Here is a 13,953-nt window from a genome sequence, read left to right on the forward strand (position 1 = left end):
CCTCGGACGGTTGACCCCGGTCGAATACGAGCTGATCATGACCACAACCGCCACCCAGGCGGCTTAACCAAAACTGTCACCTGTTCGTGCAGCAGTCCCTTCTTCGTCTCTTCTAACTTCGCAAGCACGATGTCGCCAGCGTCGACGCCCAGCTTGTCGGTCAGGAGCAGGCAGTAGGTCAACACATCGGCGAGTTCGGCGACTGTCCGGTCCAAGTCCGCGGCATCGGACCATTGGAAACACTCGAGCAGCTCGCCCGCCTCGATGGAGATCGACTTCGCGAGGTTCGAGGGACTGTGGAACTGGTCCCAGTCCCGCTCGGCTACGAATGCCCGTAGCTGCGTCATCACGGGATCAGCGGACATGCCCGCAGCGTAATGGCTCCCGAGGTGCCGCCACGGTGACTTTCGCTGTCACCTCTTGCTCTTCGAGGCATCTCAGCCGGCCGAGGTCAGCTTCCGCACGACGTACTGGTTCAGGCTCAGGCCGTCTTCTGCGGCGTGCATCGCCAGCTCGCGATGGAGAAGCTCTCCGACACGAAGGTTGAACTTGCCGGAGTAGGAGCGCTCGGCGAAGGGCTGGGGCACCTGCTCCCCCGCAGCGGACATGTCCATGACGACGTCTCCAAGCAGGTCGTGAAGCCCTTGCAGCGCCTCGACCTGAGAACCCGCCAGCCATGACAGCGAGGGGAACTCGGCGCAAGTCGCGACGTACTCCGCGTCGTCAGCGGACCACGAGACCCGGTAGGTGTAGTGCGAGACGTCGGGGCGAGTATCGGTCTGCATCACATGGCCTCCTTCTTGTCGATTGCCTTGAGCACCTGGCGCACCTGATACGCCTTGGCCTTCCCTTTGTCGTTCTGGATGTTGACTCGAGGGTCACCCGGCCACGGGGTCCTGAAGACCGCGTGGGAGGTGCCGGACTGCCGCGGCGTGCCGAAGTAGTGCTCGCACACCTTGAGGAGATCGTTGAAGGCGACGTTCTGCTGGTTCCGGCGCATCGCAGCGACGACACCAGCCAAGGACGCCATACCCATATGGTACTGCCCGCGGTACCACCTGCCAAGGATCTGTCGGACACTCTGCCCAGGTCGCACGAAGCCTCCAACCGAGGCGGCCTGTCGTCGACCAGAAGTCGTCAGAGACCCGGCAGCTGCAGGACGTGTCCCCCCGCCGCCTTCGCCGCGAGGTAGCCGCGGTTGGCCGGGCCGACGTGCAGGCCCGTGCGCTCGCGGCGTACGACGGTGAGACCGGCGTCCTCGAGCTGGGCGGCCTTGTCGGGGTTGTTCGACAGCAGGTCGAGCCGGTCGATGCCGAGGGCGAGGAGCATCTGCACCGCGACCGTGTAGTCGCGCTCGTCCTCCGCGAACCCGAGTGCACGGTTGGCGGCGTAGGTGTCGAGGCCGCCCTCCTGCAGGGCGTAGGCGTCGATCTTGTTGTAGAGGCCGATGTCGCGGCCCTCCTGACGCAGGTAGAGCAGGAAGCCCCCGACCCCCGCTATCCGGCCGATCGCCTCCTGGAGCTGCGGTCCGCAGTCGCACCGCGCGCTGCCGAGCACGTCACCGGTGAGGCACTCGCTGTGCAGCCGCACGAGCGGCACGTCTGGGCCCGTGTCGCCCAGCCCGATCGCCACGTGCTCCCGCGCGTCGACGAGGCCGCGGAAGGTGAACATCCTGGCCGGCACCGACGTGCCGTCCGCGAGTCGCAGCGGCAGCGCCACCTCGCGTCGTACGACGGCCGCCGGGACCGCGCCGGCGATGCGCTCGACGCTCATGCGGTCTCCTCGAACCTCGGCGAGAGGGCGTAGCGCAGCAGCACCACGTCGCCGATCTGCCGGGTCTCGGCGAGCCGCGCCCGGTGACCGGGGTGCCACGGGAAGGCGCCGTCGCCGACGAAGCGACGGGCCTGCGACGAGCCGACGAAGAAGGGCGCGACCACCAGGTGCAGCTCGTCGGCGGCAGCCGAGGTGAGGAACTGGGTGTGCACGCGCGCGCCGCCCTCCACCATGAGCCTGCGCACCCCGCGGTCGAAGAGGTCCTCGGTCAGCCGGGTCACGTCCACGCTCGGCCCGCCGTCGACCACCGTCGCCACCTGCGAGAGCCGGCGACGCGCGGTGCCGAGGGCCGGGCTCGCGCAGTAGACGATCTTCTCGCTGTCGCCCGTCGCGAAGAAGTTGCTGCCGGCGTCGAGCCGCGCGTGCCGCGTCACGGTCACCTTCGTCGGTGACTCGGCCAGTCCGTGGGCACGGCGCTGCTCGCGCCTGAGCGGGCTGCGCACCAGCAGGCGCGGGTTGTCGTCGCGCACGGTGCCGGCGCCGACGAGGATGGCGTCGCACCCCGACCGCACGTGGTCCACGCGGTCGAGGTCGGCGTCGTTCGAGAGCACCAGCCGCTCCTCGCCGGCTCCCCCGAGGTAGCCGTCGAGCGAGATGCTGCAGCTCAGGATCGTGTAGGGCCGCTCAGGCATCGACCTTCTCCCCTCCCGTGACCTGGACGCGCGGCCGACCCAGCGCGTCGTGCAGCAGGACGGCGGCGCCGGGCAGGTTGGCGACCAGCACGACCGCGCCGTAGGCCACGGCCGTCGCCACCCCCGTCCCCGCGCCGAGCCCGGCTGCGGCGAACACCCACGCCGCCATGCCCTCGCGCGGGCCCCAGCCGGCCAGGTTGAGCGGCACCCCGGCGACCACCAGCACGGCCACCACGATCGGCAGCAGCACCGCTAGCGGCGCCTCGACGCCCACCGCCCGCGCCACCACGACGTACGTCGCGACGTATCCGCCGAGCGCCACGGTCGAGGCGAGGGCGATCCCGGGCCACGACTGCCGCACGAGCAGAGCCAGCCGCACGTCGTCGCGGACGACCCGGGTCGCCCGGCTCCACCAGGTGTCGCGGTCCGGGGTGCGCGCGAGCACAGCGACGACGACCGCCACGCTCAGCGCGACGACCACCAGCGCCCACGGCAGCAGCGGTCGCACCGGCGACGGCAGCAGCGCGAGCACGACGACCACCACGACCGCCTGCACGACCTGCCCGGCGAACCGCTCCCACGCCACGGCGCGGAGCGAGCGACCGGTCCTCCCCGTCGAGCGCCCGTGCACCAGCCCGCGGTGCACGTCGCCGAGCACCCCTCCCGGCAGGACCGTGTTGAGGAGCTGTGCGCGGTAGCAGGCGGCGAGCGCCGCCGGCTGGGCGACCTCGAGCCCGAGCTCGCGGGCGACGAGGCGCCAGCGCCAGGCGCACGCCGTGGTCGTCACCACCGCGACGACGAGCCCCAGGAGGAGCACCTCGAGGTCGAGGGCCCGCACACCGGTGACCACGGAGTCGCTTCCCACGCGCCACACCACGACCGCGAGGATGGTCGCGCCCGCCAGCCACCGCCACGAGGTCCTCATGCCGCCGCCCGGCGTACGACGTCTGCGACGAGGCCTGCCGTGGCCGACCACCCCGTGAGCCGTGACCGCCGCTGCAGCGCGGCCGCCCGCAGGCGCTCGCGCACCGCGTCGTCGCCCAGCCACCGGCGGAGTGCCACGGCCAGTCCCGCGTGGTCGCCCGGCCGCACGAGCATGCCGGGCAGCGGCCCGTCCTCGCCCAGCGCCTCCCGCACGCCACCCACGTCGTGGGCGACGACCGGCAGTCCCCGGGCGAGCGCCTCGGCGACGACCATGCCGTAGGTCTCCGTTCGACTGGGCACGACCAGCACGTCGGCTGCGGCGTACGCCGACTCGAGCGCGCTCCCGCACAGCGGCCCGGCGAACCGGCAACGGTCGTCGATGGCCAGGCCCGCAGCCGTGGCCCGCACGGCCGCCGCGAAGGCCGGCTCGACCGACGTCGACCCGACGGCGGTCCACGTCCAGCGGAGGTCGCCGAGGCGTGCGAGGGCAGCGACCAGGTGGTCGTGGCCCTTGACGGCGCTGACGGTCCCGACGGTGAGGAGCGACGTCCCGTCCGCGGACCCGGGCACGACGGATGCCGGCTCGACGCCGGGCCGCGCGACGTGCACCCGGGCGGGGTCGAGGTCGTACTCGGCCAGCAGCCAGTCGCGGCACCACGCGCTGGGCGTGAGCACCGATGCGGCGCAGGCGACGACCCGGCGCTCGGCCGGTCTCGCCTCCGCCTCGCCCAGGCCGACCGGCAGGTGCATGAGCAGCACCACGCGCAGGCGCGCGCTCGCCGGCACCATCACCTCCGGCAGCCTCGAGGCGAGCAGGCCGTCGACGAGCACCAGCGAGCCCTCGGGCAGCCGGCGCAGGGCACGCTCGAGGCCCCACGAGCCGAGGTGGGGCGACCACGGCCAGCCGCCCTCGACCTCCTTCGTCGCGACCTCCCAGCCCTGCTGGGCCAGCGCCGAGGAGAGACGTCGGTCGTAGGTGTTGCCACCGCTCGCGCGCTGCGGGTCGTCGACCCCCTGCGGGACGACGACGTGGAGCAGGCCGGCGCTCACAGCGACCGCTCGTAGGTGGCCCACGCGACGTGGGACTCGTGCAGGGTGACGACGATCCCGCTCACCCGGCCGGCGGGCGCCACTGCGCCGTCGGCGATGCGCTCGGCCAGCCGGTCGGCGACGTGGCGGGCGAGCACCTCGGTCGTCGTGTTGGTCGCGGCGAAGGCCGGCTCGTCGTCGAGGTTGCGGTAGGACAGCTCACCCACGACCTGCCCGAGCACCTCGCTCGCACGGCCGATGTCGACCAGGATCCCGTCGTCGTCCAGCGCCTCGCCGCGGAACGTCGCGTCCACGACGAAGGTGGCGCCGTGCAGGCGCTGCGCCGGCCCGAACACCTCGCCCCGGAAGCTGTGGGCGACCATCATGTGGTCGCGCACCGTCACGCCGAACACGGCACCTCCTCGTAGGTCACGCCGTGGCACAGCGCAGGCAGCTCCCCCGAGGCCAGCCTCGGCATCACGTGCGGCAACGACTCGAAGGGCGACTCACCCGTCAGCAGGCAGTCGAAGGCCTCGTCGCGCAGCAGCTCCAGCGCGAGCGCGAGCCGCTGCGAGGTCGTACGCCGGTCACGGCGCGCGGGCGCCACCCGCCCCACCTGGCTCGCCCGCAGGTCGAGCCGTCCGGAGTGGAAGCTGCCGCCCAGCGAGATCGTCGTCGTCCGGTCGCCGTACCAGCTGAGCTCGAGCACCGTCCCCTCCGGCGCGAGCAGGTCGAGGGAGCGCTGAAGGCCTGCCGACGTGGCGCTGGTGTGCACGACCAGGTCGCACCCGCCGTCCGCGTCCTCCGGCGCCGCGAAGTCGAGCCCGAGCGCCGCCGCGACCGCGGCCCGGGACCCGTCGACGTCGACGAGCGTGACCCGCGTGCCGGGGACGCGCGAGACCAGCCGGGCCACGCTGCAGCCCAGCACGCCGGCCCCGACCACCGCCACGCGGTCACCGACCAGGGCTGGTGCGTCCCAGAGCGCGTTCACCGCGGTCTCGACGAGGCCGGCCAGGACCGCTCGGCGCACCGGCACGCCCTCCGGCACGACGACGACCGCGGAGGCCGGCACGACGTACGCCGTCTGGTGCGGGTGGAGGCAGAAGACGTCGCGACCGACCAGCGCGGGAGGCCCGTCCTCCACCGTGCCGACGTTGAGGTAGCCGTACTTCACCGGCCCCGGGAAGTCCCCCTCCTGGAAGGGCGCCCGCATCGCGTCGTGCTGGTCGGTGGGCACGTGCCCGCCGAACACCAGGCTCTCCGTGCCGCGGCTGACCGCCGACCGCAGGGTGCGCACGACGACGTCGTCGTCCCGCGGCTCGGGCAGCCGCACGTCGCGGATCTCCCCGACCCCCGGCGCCCGCAGCCAGAACGCCCTCGCTTCTCGCTGCATCTGCCACCTCGTGCCGGTCGGTGCGGACTCGTCGTGAACCGGGACCACCCCGGTGCCGTCCTCCCGGGTGCAACCCCTCCACGACGAGGTGAACGGAGTCGATGTGCCGACGGTTCAACGCCGCGCCGGCGCGGTGCTGCTGACCGCCACGGCCGTCGGCCTCGTGGTGGCCGCGCTCGTGGCTCCCACCCGCCTCGACGAGCTCTCCCCGACCGCCTTCCTGCGCCTGCCGGTCGAGCTGCTCGTGCTGCTCGGGGTGGTCCTCGCGCTCCCCGAGCGCCTGCGCCACCTCCGCGCCCTGGTCGTCGGGGGCACGGGCGTGGTGCTCGCTGTCGTCACGGTCTTCAAGCTCCTCGACGTCGCGTTCCTCCAGGCGCTCAACCGCCCGTTCGACCCGATGATCGACTGGCGCTACGCCGGGTCGATCGTCGAGACCGTCCGCGGCAGCGCGCAGGGGTGGCTGGGGGTGGCCCTGCTGCTCACCGCGGCGGCGGTGCTGCTCGCCGCGCTGGTGCTGGTCCCCCTGGCCGTACGCCGCACGGCGCGCGCCGCCCTGCGCCACCGTCCCGCGACCCTGCGCCTCCTCGCCGGGCTCGCCCCACTGTGGCTCGTGCTGTCCCTGCTCGGGGTGCACACCGGCGGCGTCGCGCTGGCGTCGCGGGCAGCGGCCTCCTACGTCTACGGCCAGGTCGCCCGCATCCCCTCGCAGCTGCGGGACCAGCGGGCCTTCGCCCTGGCCGCCGCGACCGACCCGGAGCACTCCACGCCCGCCGCGGACCTGCTCACCGGCCTGCGCGGCAAGGACGTCCTGCTCGTCTTCGTCGAGAGCTACGGGCGGGTCGCGCTCGACGACCCCGGGCTCTCCCCCGGCATCGTCCGTGCGCTCGACTCCGGCACCCGGGAGCTGCGCAGGCACGGCTACGAGTCGCGCTCTGCCTACCTCACCTCCCCCACCTTCGGCGCGCTCAGCTGGCTGGCGCACGCGACCCTCCAGTCCGGCCTGTGGGTCGACAGCCAGCAGCGCTACGACCAGCTCGTGACGACCCGTCGCGAGACGCTGTCGAGCCTGTTCGGCCGCGCCGGGTGGCGCACGGTGGCAGCGGTGCCCGCCAACGACCGCGACTGGCCGCAGGGCGCGTTCTACGGCTTCGACCGGGTCTACGACGCGCGCACCATCGGCTATCGCGGACCCCGCTTCGGCTATCCCACGATGCCCGACCAGTTCACCCTCGACGCCGTCCAGCAGCTCGAGCTCGCGCCGCGGCACCGCCGCCCGGTCATGGCTGAGATCGACCTCCTCAGCAGCCACGCACCGTGGTCGCGCACGCCGCGCCTCATCGCCCAGGAGGACGTCGGCGACGGCTCGGTCTACGCCGGCATGCCCGCCACCCTGCCCTCGGAGTCCGACATCTGGCCCGACCCGCAACACGTGCGAGCGGCCTACGCCGGCTCGATCGCGTACTCACTGCGCTCGGTCGTGTCGTTTCTCTCGACCTACGACGACGAGGACCTCGTGGTGGTCATGGTGGGCGACCACCAGCCAGCGACGATCGTGTCGGGTGAGGACCCCGGCCACGACGTACCAGTCACCGTCGTCGCGCAGGACCCCTCGGTCATGGACGCGATCTCGGGCTGGCGCTGGGACCCCGGGCTGCGGCCCTCGCCGGCGGCCCCAGTCTGGCGGATGGACGCGCTGCGCGACGAGCTCCTCGCCGCATTCGGCCCCGAGCGCGAGACTGGGACGGCGCACGCGGAGGTGCGGTGAACCGTTCCGGCCCGCGCGGCGTCTCCCCGGGGAGGAGGGGTGCATGTCGAAGGACGAGGTCGCGCTGATGCAGCAGGTGCACGACGAGCACGCCGACGTGCTCTGGCGCTTCTGCCTGAGCCTCGTCGGCAACGACCGTGCGCGCGCCGAGGACGTCGCCCAGGAGACGCTGCTGCGCGCCTGGCGGCACGGCACCATCCTCACCAGCTCGCCCGCGGCCGTGCGCTCGTGGCTCTTCACCGTCGCGCGCCACATCGTGATCGACGACTGGCGCAGCCGGCGCGCCCGGCCGGAGACCACCGTGGAGGAGGTGCCCGAGCCGCGCCGGACAGCGGAGGACGACGAGAGCGACCAGCTCCTGCTGTCCTGGATGGTGGCCGAGGCGCTGACCCACCTGTCCGAGGACCACCGGGTCGTGCTGCTGGAGTGCTACTACCGCGGCCGTCCCGTCGCCGACGTCGCACGTCGCCTCGGCATCCCTCCCGGCACCGTCAAGTCCCGCACCCACTACGCGCTGCGGGCCCTCAAGCTCGCGCTCGAGGAGATGGGGGTCAGCGCATGAGCACCCCCCATGCCGGCGCTGCGGGCTGCGCCTTCGCCCACGACGACGCCGCCTACGTCCTCGGCGCGCTCGGGCCGGCCGAGCGCCTCGACTTCGAACGCCACCTCGCCACCTGCGACCGCTGCGCGCGCTCGGTGCGGGCGCTGGCCGGCATGCCCGGCCTGCTCGACCGGGTCGACGCGAGCGTGCTCGAGAAACCGCCGGCCGACCCGCCGCTGCCCTCCACGCTCATGCCCGCGCTCAACCGCGCGGTCGAGGCGCGCCGGCGCCGGCGCACGGCGGTCCTCACCGGGCTCGCCGCCGCCGCAGCGACGGTCGCCGTCCTCAGCGTCCCGCTGGCGCTGCGCGGCGACGACACGCCCGTCTCCGGGCCGGGCACGAGCGCCCCGTCCTCCCACATGGAGACGCGGGCGATGGCGCCGCTCGGGGACGTGCCGATCGAGGCCACCCTCGGTCTCGAGCAGGTCACCTGGGGCACCCGGATGCTGCTCACGTGCTCCTACGACGCCGGCTACGCAGGTCTCGACCTGCCCGACGCGATGGACTACCTGCTCTTCGTCACCACCGCCGAGGGCCGCACCGAACAGGTGGGCAGCTGGCGATCGGTGGACGGCACCACGATGCGGGTGCCGGCCGCGACGTCGGTCGGCCGCGACGACATCGCGACCGTCGAGGTGCGCACCCCCGACGGCCGCGTCGTCCTACGACTGGACGCGTGAGCGCAGCGGGTTGTCCACGGCCAGGAGCCGCGCCCCCGCGATGATCGCGACGACCTCGGCCGTGGCTGCCACCCACACGGCCCAGCCGCTCCAGCGGGCCGTCGTGCCGAAGAGCCCCACCGTGGTGGCCAGCACGAAGGCGAGCAACGTCGACAGACCGAAGCCCAGCGCCAGGAAGGGCGGCACCCAGTGCCGCCAGGCCAGCAGCAGGACGGCGATCACAGCGCCGCCGATGGCGTTCAGCATGAAGGAGGGCCCGAGGAAGGCGTCGTCCCGGGCGAAGTCGAGCCAGAGGTAGAGGTGCACCGCCGCCGAGACGAGCACTGCGACTGCTGCCAGCACGCGCATGTTCCTCACCTGTCCGTCCTCATGGTCGGTCCGAGGGTGGTCCGTCGGGAGTGATCCGTCCGGGGGTCCTGTCGAGGAGAACGGTCTGCGGCTCCGTGGGGTTCACCCGTCGGCGCCACAGCCACACCACGTCCCAGCCGAAGGACTCCGCCAGCAGCACGACCGCCACCACCAGCACGGCGTACGTCGTCGCTGCCGGCGCGTGGCCCCAGGCGGCGAGCACCAGGGAGATGCCGACGTAGGCCGCCACGACCTTGCGCCAGTAGCGTGCCGGCAGGTCGCGCTGCATCCACGGGACCAGCCACGTCGCGACGGCGTAGACGTAGCGGACGAGCCCCGTCGACAGCACCCACGCCCCTGCCGAGCCGGCCACGTCGACGCTCAGCACGAGGATCAGGAACGCGTCGGCCTCCCCGTCCAGCCGGGCACCGAACGGCGACGCGGTGCCCGTCAGCCGGGCCACGCGGCCGTCCACGAAGTCCAGCGCGAGCGCCGCGGCGGCGAGCGGCACCAGGACGTGCCTGACGTCGGCACCGGACGTCGACGACTCGGCGACGAGCGCCGCCACCCCGCAGGCGAGCGCCCCGCGCGTCAGCGTCACGAGGTCTGCGGGGCCCAGTGCACGCACCCCGTCGCTCGCCGCTCGACGTGCGGCAGCGAGCGCGAGGACGGCCGCACACGTCGATCCCGTCGCCCAGGCGACGGACCCGAGCCCGGCGCGGGCGTCCAGCAGCGCGCACATCACGAGGACGCCGACCACGCCGGACAGCAACCCGCGGCGCACACCGATCACCGGACCTCCTCAGGGCCTCCCGTACAGGAGGACGCGGCCCCCGCCCGGAGGGTTCACGCCAGGCGGAACTCCACCTTCCGGGTCCCCGGGTCGGCACGCACCAGCTCGACCGACACCTGCTCACCCAGCGGCAGGTCGGCGGAGCCGGAGACCGACGCCTCGATGGCGGGGTCCTGGATGGTGATGTCGCCCTTCGACGCGTCCTTGTCCTCGACCTCGACCACGACGGCGCTGAATCTCTCCCCCACCCGGTCGTGCAGGAGCTCGGCCTCGCAGAGGTCGACGATCGCGTTCTCGTACTGGTTGGCGCGGCGGCCCGACTCGCGCATGGTGTCGGGCAGGTCGGCCATCGCCGCGACCACCCAGTCGGGGACCTCGGTGCCGGCGCAGAGCGCGACGCACACCTCGCCGGCGTAGCGGTCGACGAGGCGGCGCAGCGGAGCCGTGACGTGGGCGTACTCCGAGGCGAGGGCCGAGTGCTGCGCCTGGTCGGGCAGCTCGCCGTTGAAGGTGACGTAGCCGGCGCCGCGCAGCAGCCGCGTGCAGGCCACGATCATCGCCGCATGGGTCGGCCTCGACGGGTCGAGGGTGCGCACGAAGTCGGGGTAGAGCTGCTCGGCCGGCCACGCGATGCCCAGCGCGCGGGCCGTGCGGTGCAGGCGCTGCACGTCGCGCGGGTCGGCCGGCGGCAGCGTGCGCAGGATGCCGACGCGGGCGTAGACCATGAGCGAGGCGGCGGCCATGCCGGTGAGGAGCGAGATCTGCGCGTTCCAGTTCTCGACCGGCGTGAGCCGGCGGAACTCCAGCTCCCAGTGACCGGTGGCGCTCTCCACGAGCTCCTGCTCGGGCAGTGGCAGGGAGACTCCCCCACGCGCTGCCTCGCGGGCCAGTCGCAGCTCGCCGACCTCGCGCAGCAGGTGGACCATCTCGCTCGCACGACCGGCGTCGAGGTCGGCCTGGACGCCCTCGTAGGACAGCTTGGCGCGAGACCGCACCAGCGCGCGCTCGACCTGGACGTCGGTGCCCTCGCCGGACGCGTCGACCTTGATGGTCCACAGCAGCGCCGGGCGCACCTGGTCGGGCAGCAGGGAGGCCGCGCCCTCGCTGAGGACCGGCGGGTGGAGCGGGATCTTGGAGTCGGCGCCGTAGAGCGTCTCGCCGCGCCGCTGGGACTCGACGTCGACCGCGTCGCCGGGCGAGACGAACGCCGCCACGTCGGCGATCGCGTAGTGGACGACGTAGCCGTCGGCGTCGCGCGAGATGTGCATCGCCTGGTCGAGGTCGCGCGCCGACTCGGGGTCGATGGTGACCAGCTCGATGTCGGTGCGGTCGAGCTCGGGCAACCGGGGGTCGGCCGCCGCCCGCGCCGCCGCCTCCTCCACCGAGGGCGGGAACGACGCAGCCACCTTCATCTCCTGCTGGATGCGCGTGATGCCCTCCCGCATCTCCTGCGCGGTGACGCTGTCGCCGCTCGGACGGACCTTCAGCACACGATTGCTCGGCATGGCTCGACCCTAGCCACATCACGCATCGCGCGGCTGCCTACGCTTGCGCGCGTGCTGATCCTGCTTCCGCCCAGCGAGGGCAAGACCGCTCCCCGGCGCGGCAAGCCGCTCGAGCCGGCGTCCCTGTCGTCCCCGGTGCTCACCGACACGCGTACGAAGCTTCTCGCCGCGCTGACCACCCTGTGCCGCGACGACCCCGACGAGGCCGCACGGGTGCTGGGCCTGGGCACCACGCAGCTCGACCTGGTGCAGCGCAACGCCGACCTCGCGACCGCGCCCACCGCCCGCGCGGACGCCGTCTACACCGGCGTGCTCTACGACTCGCTCGACGTCGCCACGCTCTCGTCCGCCGCCCGCCGCCGCGCGACGACGCGCCTCGCGGTGACCAGCTCGCTCTTCGGGATGGTCCGCCCCGGCGACCGCATCCCGGCCTACCGCCTCTCCGGCGACGCCACCCTCCCAGGCGTGGGACCGGTCGCCCGCGCGTGGCGCGAGGTCCTCGGCGAGGCGATCACCGACGGCATGCGCGGCGGCCTGCTGGTCGACCTCCGCTCCAGCACGTACGCCGCCTTCTGGCGGCCCACCAAGGACGTCAGCCGTCGGGTCGCGACGGTCCGCGTGCTCCACGAGTCGGGCGGTCGCCGCACTGTCGTGAGCCACTTCAACAAGGCGACCAAGGGCCGCATCGTGCGCGCCCTGCTCGAGGACGGCGCCGATCCGCGCACGCCGGCAGCGCTGGCCGAGGCCCTCACCCGCCTCGGCTGGACGGTGGAGGTCGGCGACCCGACACCCAGGGGCACCCAGCTCGACGTGGTCGTCACCGACGTCCACGCGGGCGGCTAGCGAGCCGCCGCACCCCTACGCGGTCGCCGTGGTGCGGATGCTGCGTCACAGGCACCGCACAGTCGGCATCCGCAGCGACGAGAACATCCGCTCATAGCCGAGATGCGAATGTCTCGCGCAACCGGGAGCGCGGAGCCATACTCGATGGATGGTCTGGGCCAAGGTCGCGCTGGCGGGTGGACTGCTCCTGCTTGCCGCCGCCTTCGCCGTCGGCACGGAGAACCAGTTGTCCACGTCGGTCATGGGCCAGACCCAGCACTGCGGCACCGCGATCCCCGCGTCCTGGCTGATGTCCGGGAGCGACGACAAGGCGCAGGCGGGCTCGGTGGCCACAGACGATGAGAAGCGTGCTGAGACAGCCTGCGGGCCCGTCGTTCATGAGTCCCGAGTGCTGGTGTTCACGATCATGGGCGTGGGCGGCCTGCTTGCCCTCGTCGGGTGGACTGCCATCTCGACGCGAAGGGAAGCCGTGTCGCGCACGGTCACGCACGCCCGCGCGTAGAACGGCGCGCTCAGCGCAGCGGGATCACGTCCGTGGCCTCGAGGGGGTCCATCCCGCACAGCGCGAGGAGGTCGGCGATGATCGAGCGCACCTGCGCCAGGATCACCTCGGCGGACAGGTCGGCGCTGTGCTCGACGGTCGCCGTGGCATGCCCCAGCGAGATGAGGTCGTCGATGACGGCGGTCGCCATCCGGTCCGCGACCAGCTCCCCCGCGACCCGGTCGGCGAGGTCGGCCAGGTCGCGCATCAGGGCGGCGTACGACGTCGGCACCGGCTCGCGACGGTGGCACGCCACCGCGACCCGGCGCACCACGACGCGGGTGTTGCGCAGCGCCACGTCGAGCGGCTCGACGAGCTCGGCGAGCTGGCGCTGGTGCTCGCCGTGGCCTCGGCGGAAGGGCGAGGAGCTCACCACCGACAGCCCCTCCTCCGACGCCGCGCGCAGCTCGGCGATGAGGGCGTCGGTGGAGCGCGCGTCGCGCAGCACCGCCAGGGCCCGCTCGGCGTCGCCGTCGCCCAGCCGATCGGCCGACGAGCGCAGCAGCTCGGCGATCTTGCGCACCACCACTGCGGCCTGGTCGCGCGGCTTGCGCAGCGGCGCGCGCGGCACGACGGTGGCCGCCACCAGGGCCACCGACCCGCCGATGATCGCGTCGGTCCAGCGGAGGAAGGCGGCCCCCGGTGCGGGCGCCAGCGCGGCCACCACGATGCCCTGCACGGCGGCCTGGATGATCAGCAGCTGCCCGGCGTCGAGGAGCAGCGCGATGGACATCCCGGCCGCGACGATCAGCGCGATCTGCAGGCCGCCCGAGCCGATCAGGTGCGTGGTCGCGTCACCGAGGAAGACCCCGAGCGCGACGCCCACGGTCACCTCGGCGACGCGTCGCTGGCGCTGCCCGTAGGACATCCCGAGCGACACCACGGCCGCGATCGGGGCGAAGAACGGCAGCCGGTGCTCGAAGACGTCGGCAGCCAGCCACCACGCGACGCCCGCAGCGATCGCGCACTGACCGATGACCCAGCCCTTGGCGCGCAGCCGGGCCACGCGGGCGCGCAGCGACGTACGCCCGCGGGCGGCCATCAGCTCCGCGTCGAGGCGCATGGC

At 73.3% G+C, this 13,953-nt stretch carries 17 protein-coding genes and 1 pseudogene; 5 read left to right on the forward strand and 13 right to left on the reverse strand.

Annotation, left to right across the window (positions count from 1 at the left end; genetic code table 11):
* Positions 1–35: 35 nt before the first annotated feature.
* The 9 genes and pseudogenes from ASG76_RS02745 to ASG76_RS02785 form a co-directional block, all read right to left on the reverse strand.
* Positions 36–365 carry a nucleotide pyrophosphohydrolase gene (locus tag ASG76_RS02745; RefSeq protein WP_082587211.1) on the reverse strand — a complete coding sequence of 110 codons (330 nt, stop codon included), beginning with the start codon at positions 363–365 and terminating at the stop codon, positions 36–38.
* Between the two features lie 72 nt (positions 366–437).
* The gene (locus tag ASG76_RS02750; RefSeq protein WP_056599895.1) at positions 438–785 is read right to left on the reverse strand and encodes a type II toxin-antitoxin system HicB family antitoxin; all 348 of its coding nucleotides are present in this window, start codon (positions 783–785) and stop codon (positions 438–440) included.
* Positions 785–966, reverse strand: a pseudogene (locus ASG76_RS02755) (toxin-antitoxin system, toxin protein, HicA family). Before ASG76_RS02755 ends, ASG76_RS02750 begins: the two are co-directional and overlap by 1 nt.
* A gap of 171 nt (positions 967–1,137) precedes the next feature.
* A complete protein-coding gene (locus ASG76_RS02760; RefSeq protein WP_056599810.1) occupies positions 1,138–1,773 on the reverse strand; it encodes a GTP cyclohydrolase II in 636 nt (211 codons plus the stop codon).
* Complete coding sequence (locus ASG76_RS02765) at positions 1,770–2,465, reverse strand: RibD family protein (RefSeq protein WP_056599814.1); 696 nt, start codon at positions 2,463–2,465, stop codon at positions 1,770–1,772. Before ASG76_RS02765 ends, ASG76_RS02760 begins: the two co-directional genes overlap by 4 nt.
* Positions 2,458–3,390 (reverse strand): lysylphosphatidylglycerol synthase domain-containing protein, encoded by a 933-nt coding sequence (locus ASG76_RS02770; protein WP_056599817.1) that lies wholly within the window; start codon positions 3,388–3,390, stop codon positions 2,458–2,460. Before ASG76_RS02770 ends, ASG76_RS02765 begins: the two co-directional genes overlap by 8 nt.
* Complete coding sequence (locus ASG76_RS02775) at positions 3,387–4,439, reverse strand: glycosyltransferase family 4 protein (protein WP_056599820.1); 1,053 nt, start codon at positions 4,437–4,439, stop codon at positions 3,387–3,389. Before ASG76_RS02775 ends, ASG76_RS02770 begins: the two co-directional genes overlap by 4 nt.
* Entirely contained in the window at positions 4,436–4,831 is a 396-nt protein-coding gene (locus ASG76_RS02780) for a 6-pyruvoyl trahydropterin synthase family protein (RefSeq protein WP_056599822.1), read from the reverse strand. Before ASG76_RS02780 ends, ASG76_RS02775 begins: the two co-directional genes overlap by 4 nt.
* Positions 4,819–5,811 (reverse strand): zinc-dependent alcohol dehydrogenase, encoded by a 993-nt coding sequence (locus ASG76_RS02785; RefSeq protein WP_056599898.1) that lies wholly within the window; start codon positions 5,809–5,811, stop codon positions 4,819–4,821. Before ASG76_RS02785 ends, ASG76_RS02780 begins: the two co-directional genes overlap by 13 nt.
* Positions 5,812–5,899: 88 nt before the next feature.
* On the opposite strand from ASG76_RS02785, the gene ASG76_RS02790 reads away from it, so the two are divergent.
* Genes ASG76_RS02790 through ASG76_RS02800 form a run of 3 tightly spaced genes read left to right on the forward strand, consistent with a single transcriptional unit; the run spans position 5,900 to position 8,857 of the window.
* On the forward strand, positions 5,900–7,576 hold the full coding sequence (locus tag ASG76_RS02790; RefSeq protein ID WP_200948040.1) for a sulfatase-like hydrolase/transferase: 1,677 nt from the start codon (positions 5,900–5,902) through the stop codon (positions 7,574–7,576).
* A gap of 43 nt (positions 7,577–7,619) precedes the next feature.
* Entirely contained in the window at positions 7,620–8,138 is a 519-nt protein-coding gene (locus ASG76_RS02795; protein WP_056599828.1) for a sigma-70 family RNA polymerase sigma factor, read from the forward strand.
* Complete coding sequence (locus ASG76_RS02800) at positions 8,135–8,857, forward strand: anti-sigma factor family protein (RefSeq protein WP_056599831.1); 723 nt, start codon at positions 8,135–8,137, stop codon at positions 8,855–8,857. The genes ASG76_RS02795 and ASG76_RS02800 overlap by 4 nt, the downstream gene beginning before the upstream one ends.
* Here ASG76_RS02800 and ASG76_RS02805 read toward each other — a convergent pair.
* From ASG76_RS02805 to ASG76_RS02815, 3 genes are read right to left on the reverse strand one after another with little or no spacing between them, the layout of a single operon-like run.
* The gene (locus ASG76_RS02805; RefSeq protein WP_056599834.1) at positions 8,840–9,205 is read right to left on the reverse strand and encodes a hypothetical protein; all 366 of its coding nucleotides are present in this window, start codon (positions 9,203–9,205) and stop codon (positions 8,840–8,842) included. The genes ASG76_RS02800 and ASG76_RS02805 overlap by 18 nt on opposite strands.
* A gap of 19 nt (positions 9,206–9,224) precedes the next feature.
* Positions 9,225–9,998, reverse strand: coding sequence for a CDP-alcohol phosphatidyltransferase family protein (locus ASG76_RS02810; protein ID WP_200948042.1), 774 nt, complete (start codon positions 9,996–9,998; stop codon positions 9,225–9,227).
* A 53-nt stretch (positions 9,999–10,051) separates the two neighbouring features.
* Positions 10,052–11,503, reverse strand: a complete 1,452-nt coding sequence (locus tag ASG76_RS02815; protein ID WP_056599837.1) for an RNB domain-containing ribonuclease — start codon at positions 11,501–11,503, stop codon at positions 10,052–10,054.
* Between the two features lie 51 nt (positions 11,504–11,554).
* Between ASG76_RS02815 and yaaA the strand changes: the two genes are divergently transcribed.
* Both yaaA and ASG76_RS02825 read left to right on the forward strand, forming a co-directional pair.
* On the forward strand, positions 11,555–12,346 hold the full coding sequence (gene yaaA / locus ASG76_RS02820; RefSeq protein ID WP_056599840.1) for a peroxide stress protein YaaA: 792 nt from the start codon (positions 11,555–11,557) through the stop codon (positions 12,344–12,346).
* Between the two features lie 148 nt (positions 12,347–12,494).
* Entirely contained in the window at positions 12,495–12,848 is a 354-nt protein-coding gene (locus ASG76_RS02825; RefSeq protein WP_056599843.1) for a hypothetical protein, read from the forward strand.
* 10 nt (positions 12,849–12,858) lie between these two features.
* On the opposite strand, the gene ASG76_RS02830 is transcribed toward ASG76_RS02825, so the two are convergent.
* Positions 12,859–13,950, reverse strand: coding sequence for an FUSC family protein (locus ASG76_RS02830; RefSeq protein WP_056599846.1), 1,092 nt, complete (start codon positions 13,948–13,950; stop codon positions 12,859–12,861).
* Positions 13,951–13,953: the final 3 nt, after the last annotated feature.

The organism is Nocardioides sp. Soil774 (genome assembly GCF_001428125.1).
Classification (GTDB): domain Bacteria; phylum Actinomycetota; class Actinomycetes; order Propionibacteriales; family Nocardioidaceae; genus Nocardioides.

What these genes read in the sequence shown, in the direction of transcription:
- ASG76_RS02745 (WP_082587211.1), bottom strand. Translation starts at nt 365, where the DNA reads ATGTCCGCTGATCCCGTGATGACGCAGCTACGGGCATTCGTAGCCGAG.
- ASG76_RS02750 (WP_056599895.1), bottom strand. Translation starts at nt 785, where the DNA reads ATGCAGACCGATACTCGCCCCGACGTCTCGCACTACACCTACCGGGTC.
- ASG76_RS02760 (WP_056599810.1), bottom strand. Translation starts at nt 1,773, where the DNA reads ATGAGCGTCGAGCGCATCGCCGGCGCGGTCCCGGCGGCCGTCGTACGA.
- ASG76_RS02765 (WP_056599814.1), bottom strand. Translation starts at nt 2,465, where the DNA reads ATGCCTGAGCGGCCCTACACGATCCTGAGCTGCAGCATCTCGCTCGAC.
- ASG76_RS02770 (WP_056599817.1), bottom strand. Translation starts at nt 3,390, where the DNA reads ATGAGGACCTCGTGGCGGTGGCTGGCGGGCGCGACCATCCTCGCGGTC.
- ASG76_RS02785 (WP_056599898.1), bottom strand. Translation starts at nt 5,811, where the DNA reads ATGCAGCGAGAAGCGAGGGCGTTCTGGCTGCGGGCGCCGGGGGTCGGG.
- ASG76_RS02795 (WP_056599828.1), top strand. Translation starts at nt 7,620, where the DNA reads ATGTCGAAGGACGAGGTCGCGCTGATGCAGCAGGTGCACGACGAGCAC.
- ASG76_RS02800 (WP_056599831.1), top strand. Translation starts at nt 8,135, where the DNA reads ATGAGCACCCCCCATGCCGGCGCTGCGGGCTGCGCCTTCGCCCACGAC.
- ASG76_RS02805 (WP_056599834.1), bottom strand. Translation starts at nt 9,205, where the DNA reads ATGCGCGTGCTGGCAGCAGTCGCAGTGCTCGTCTCGGCGGCGGTGCAC.
- ASG76_RS02815 (WP_056599837.1), bottom strand. Translation starts at nt 11,503, where the DNA reads ATGCCGAGCAATCGTGTGCTGAAGGTCCGTCCGAGCGGCGACAGCGTC.
- ASG76_RS02825 (WP_056599843.1), top strand. Translation starts at nt 12,495, where the DNA reads ATGGTCTGGGCCAAGGTCGCGCTGGCGGGTGGACTGCTCCTGCTTGCC.
- ASG76_RS02830 (WP_056599846.1), bottom strand. Translation starts at nt 13,950, where the DNA reads ATGCGCCTCGACGCGGAGCTGATGGCCGCCCGCGGGCGTACGTCGCTG.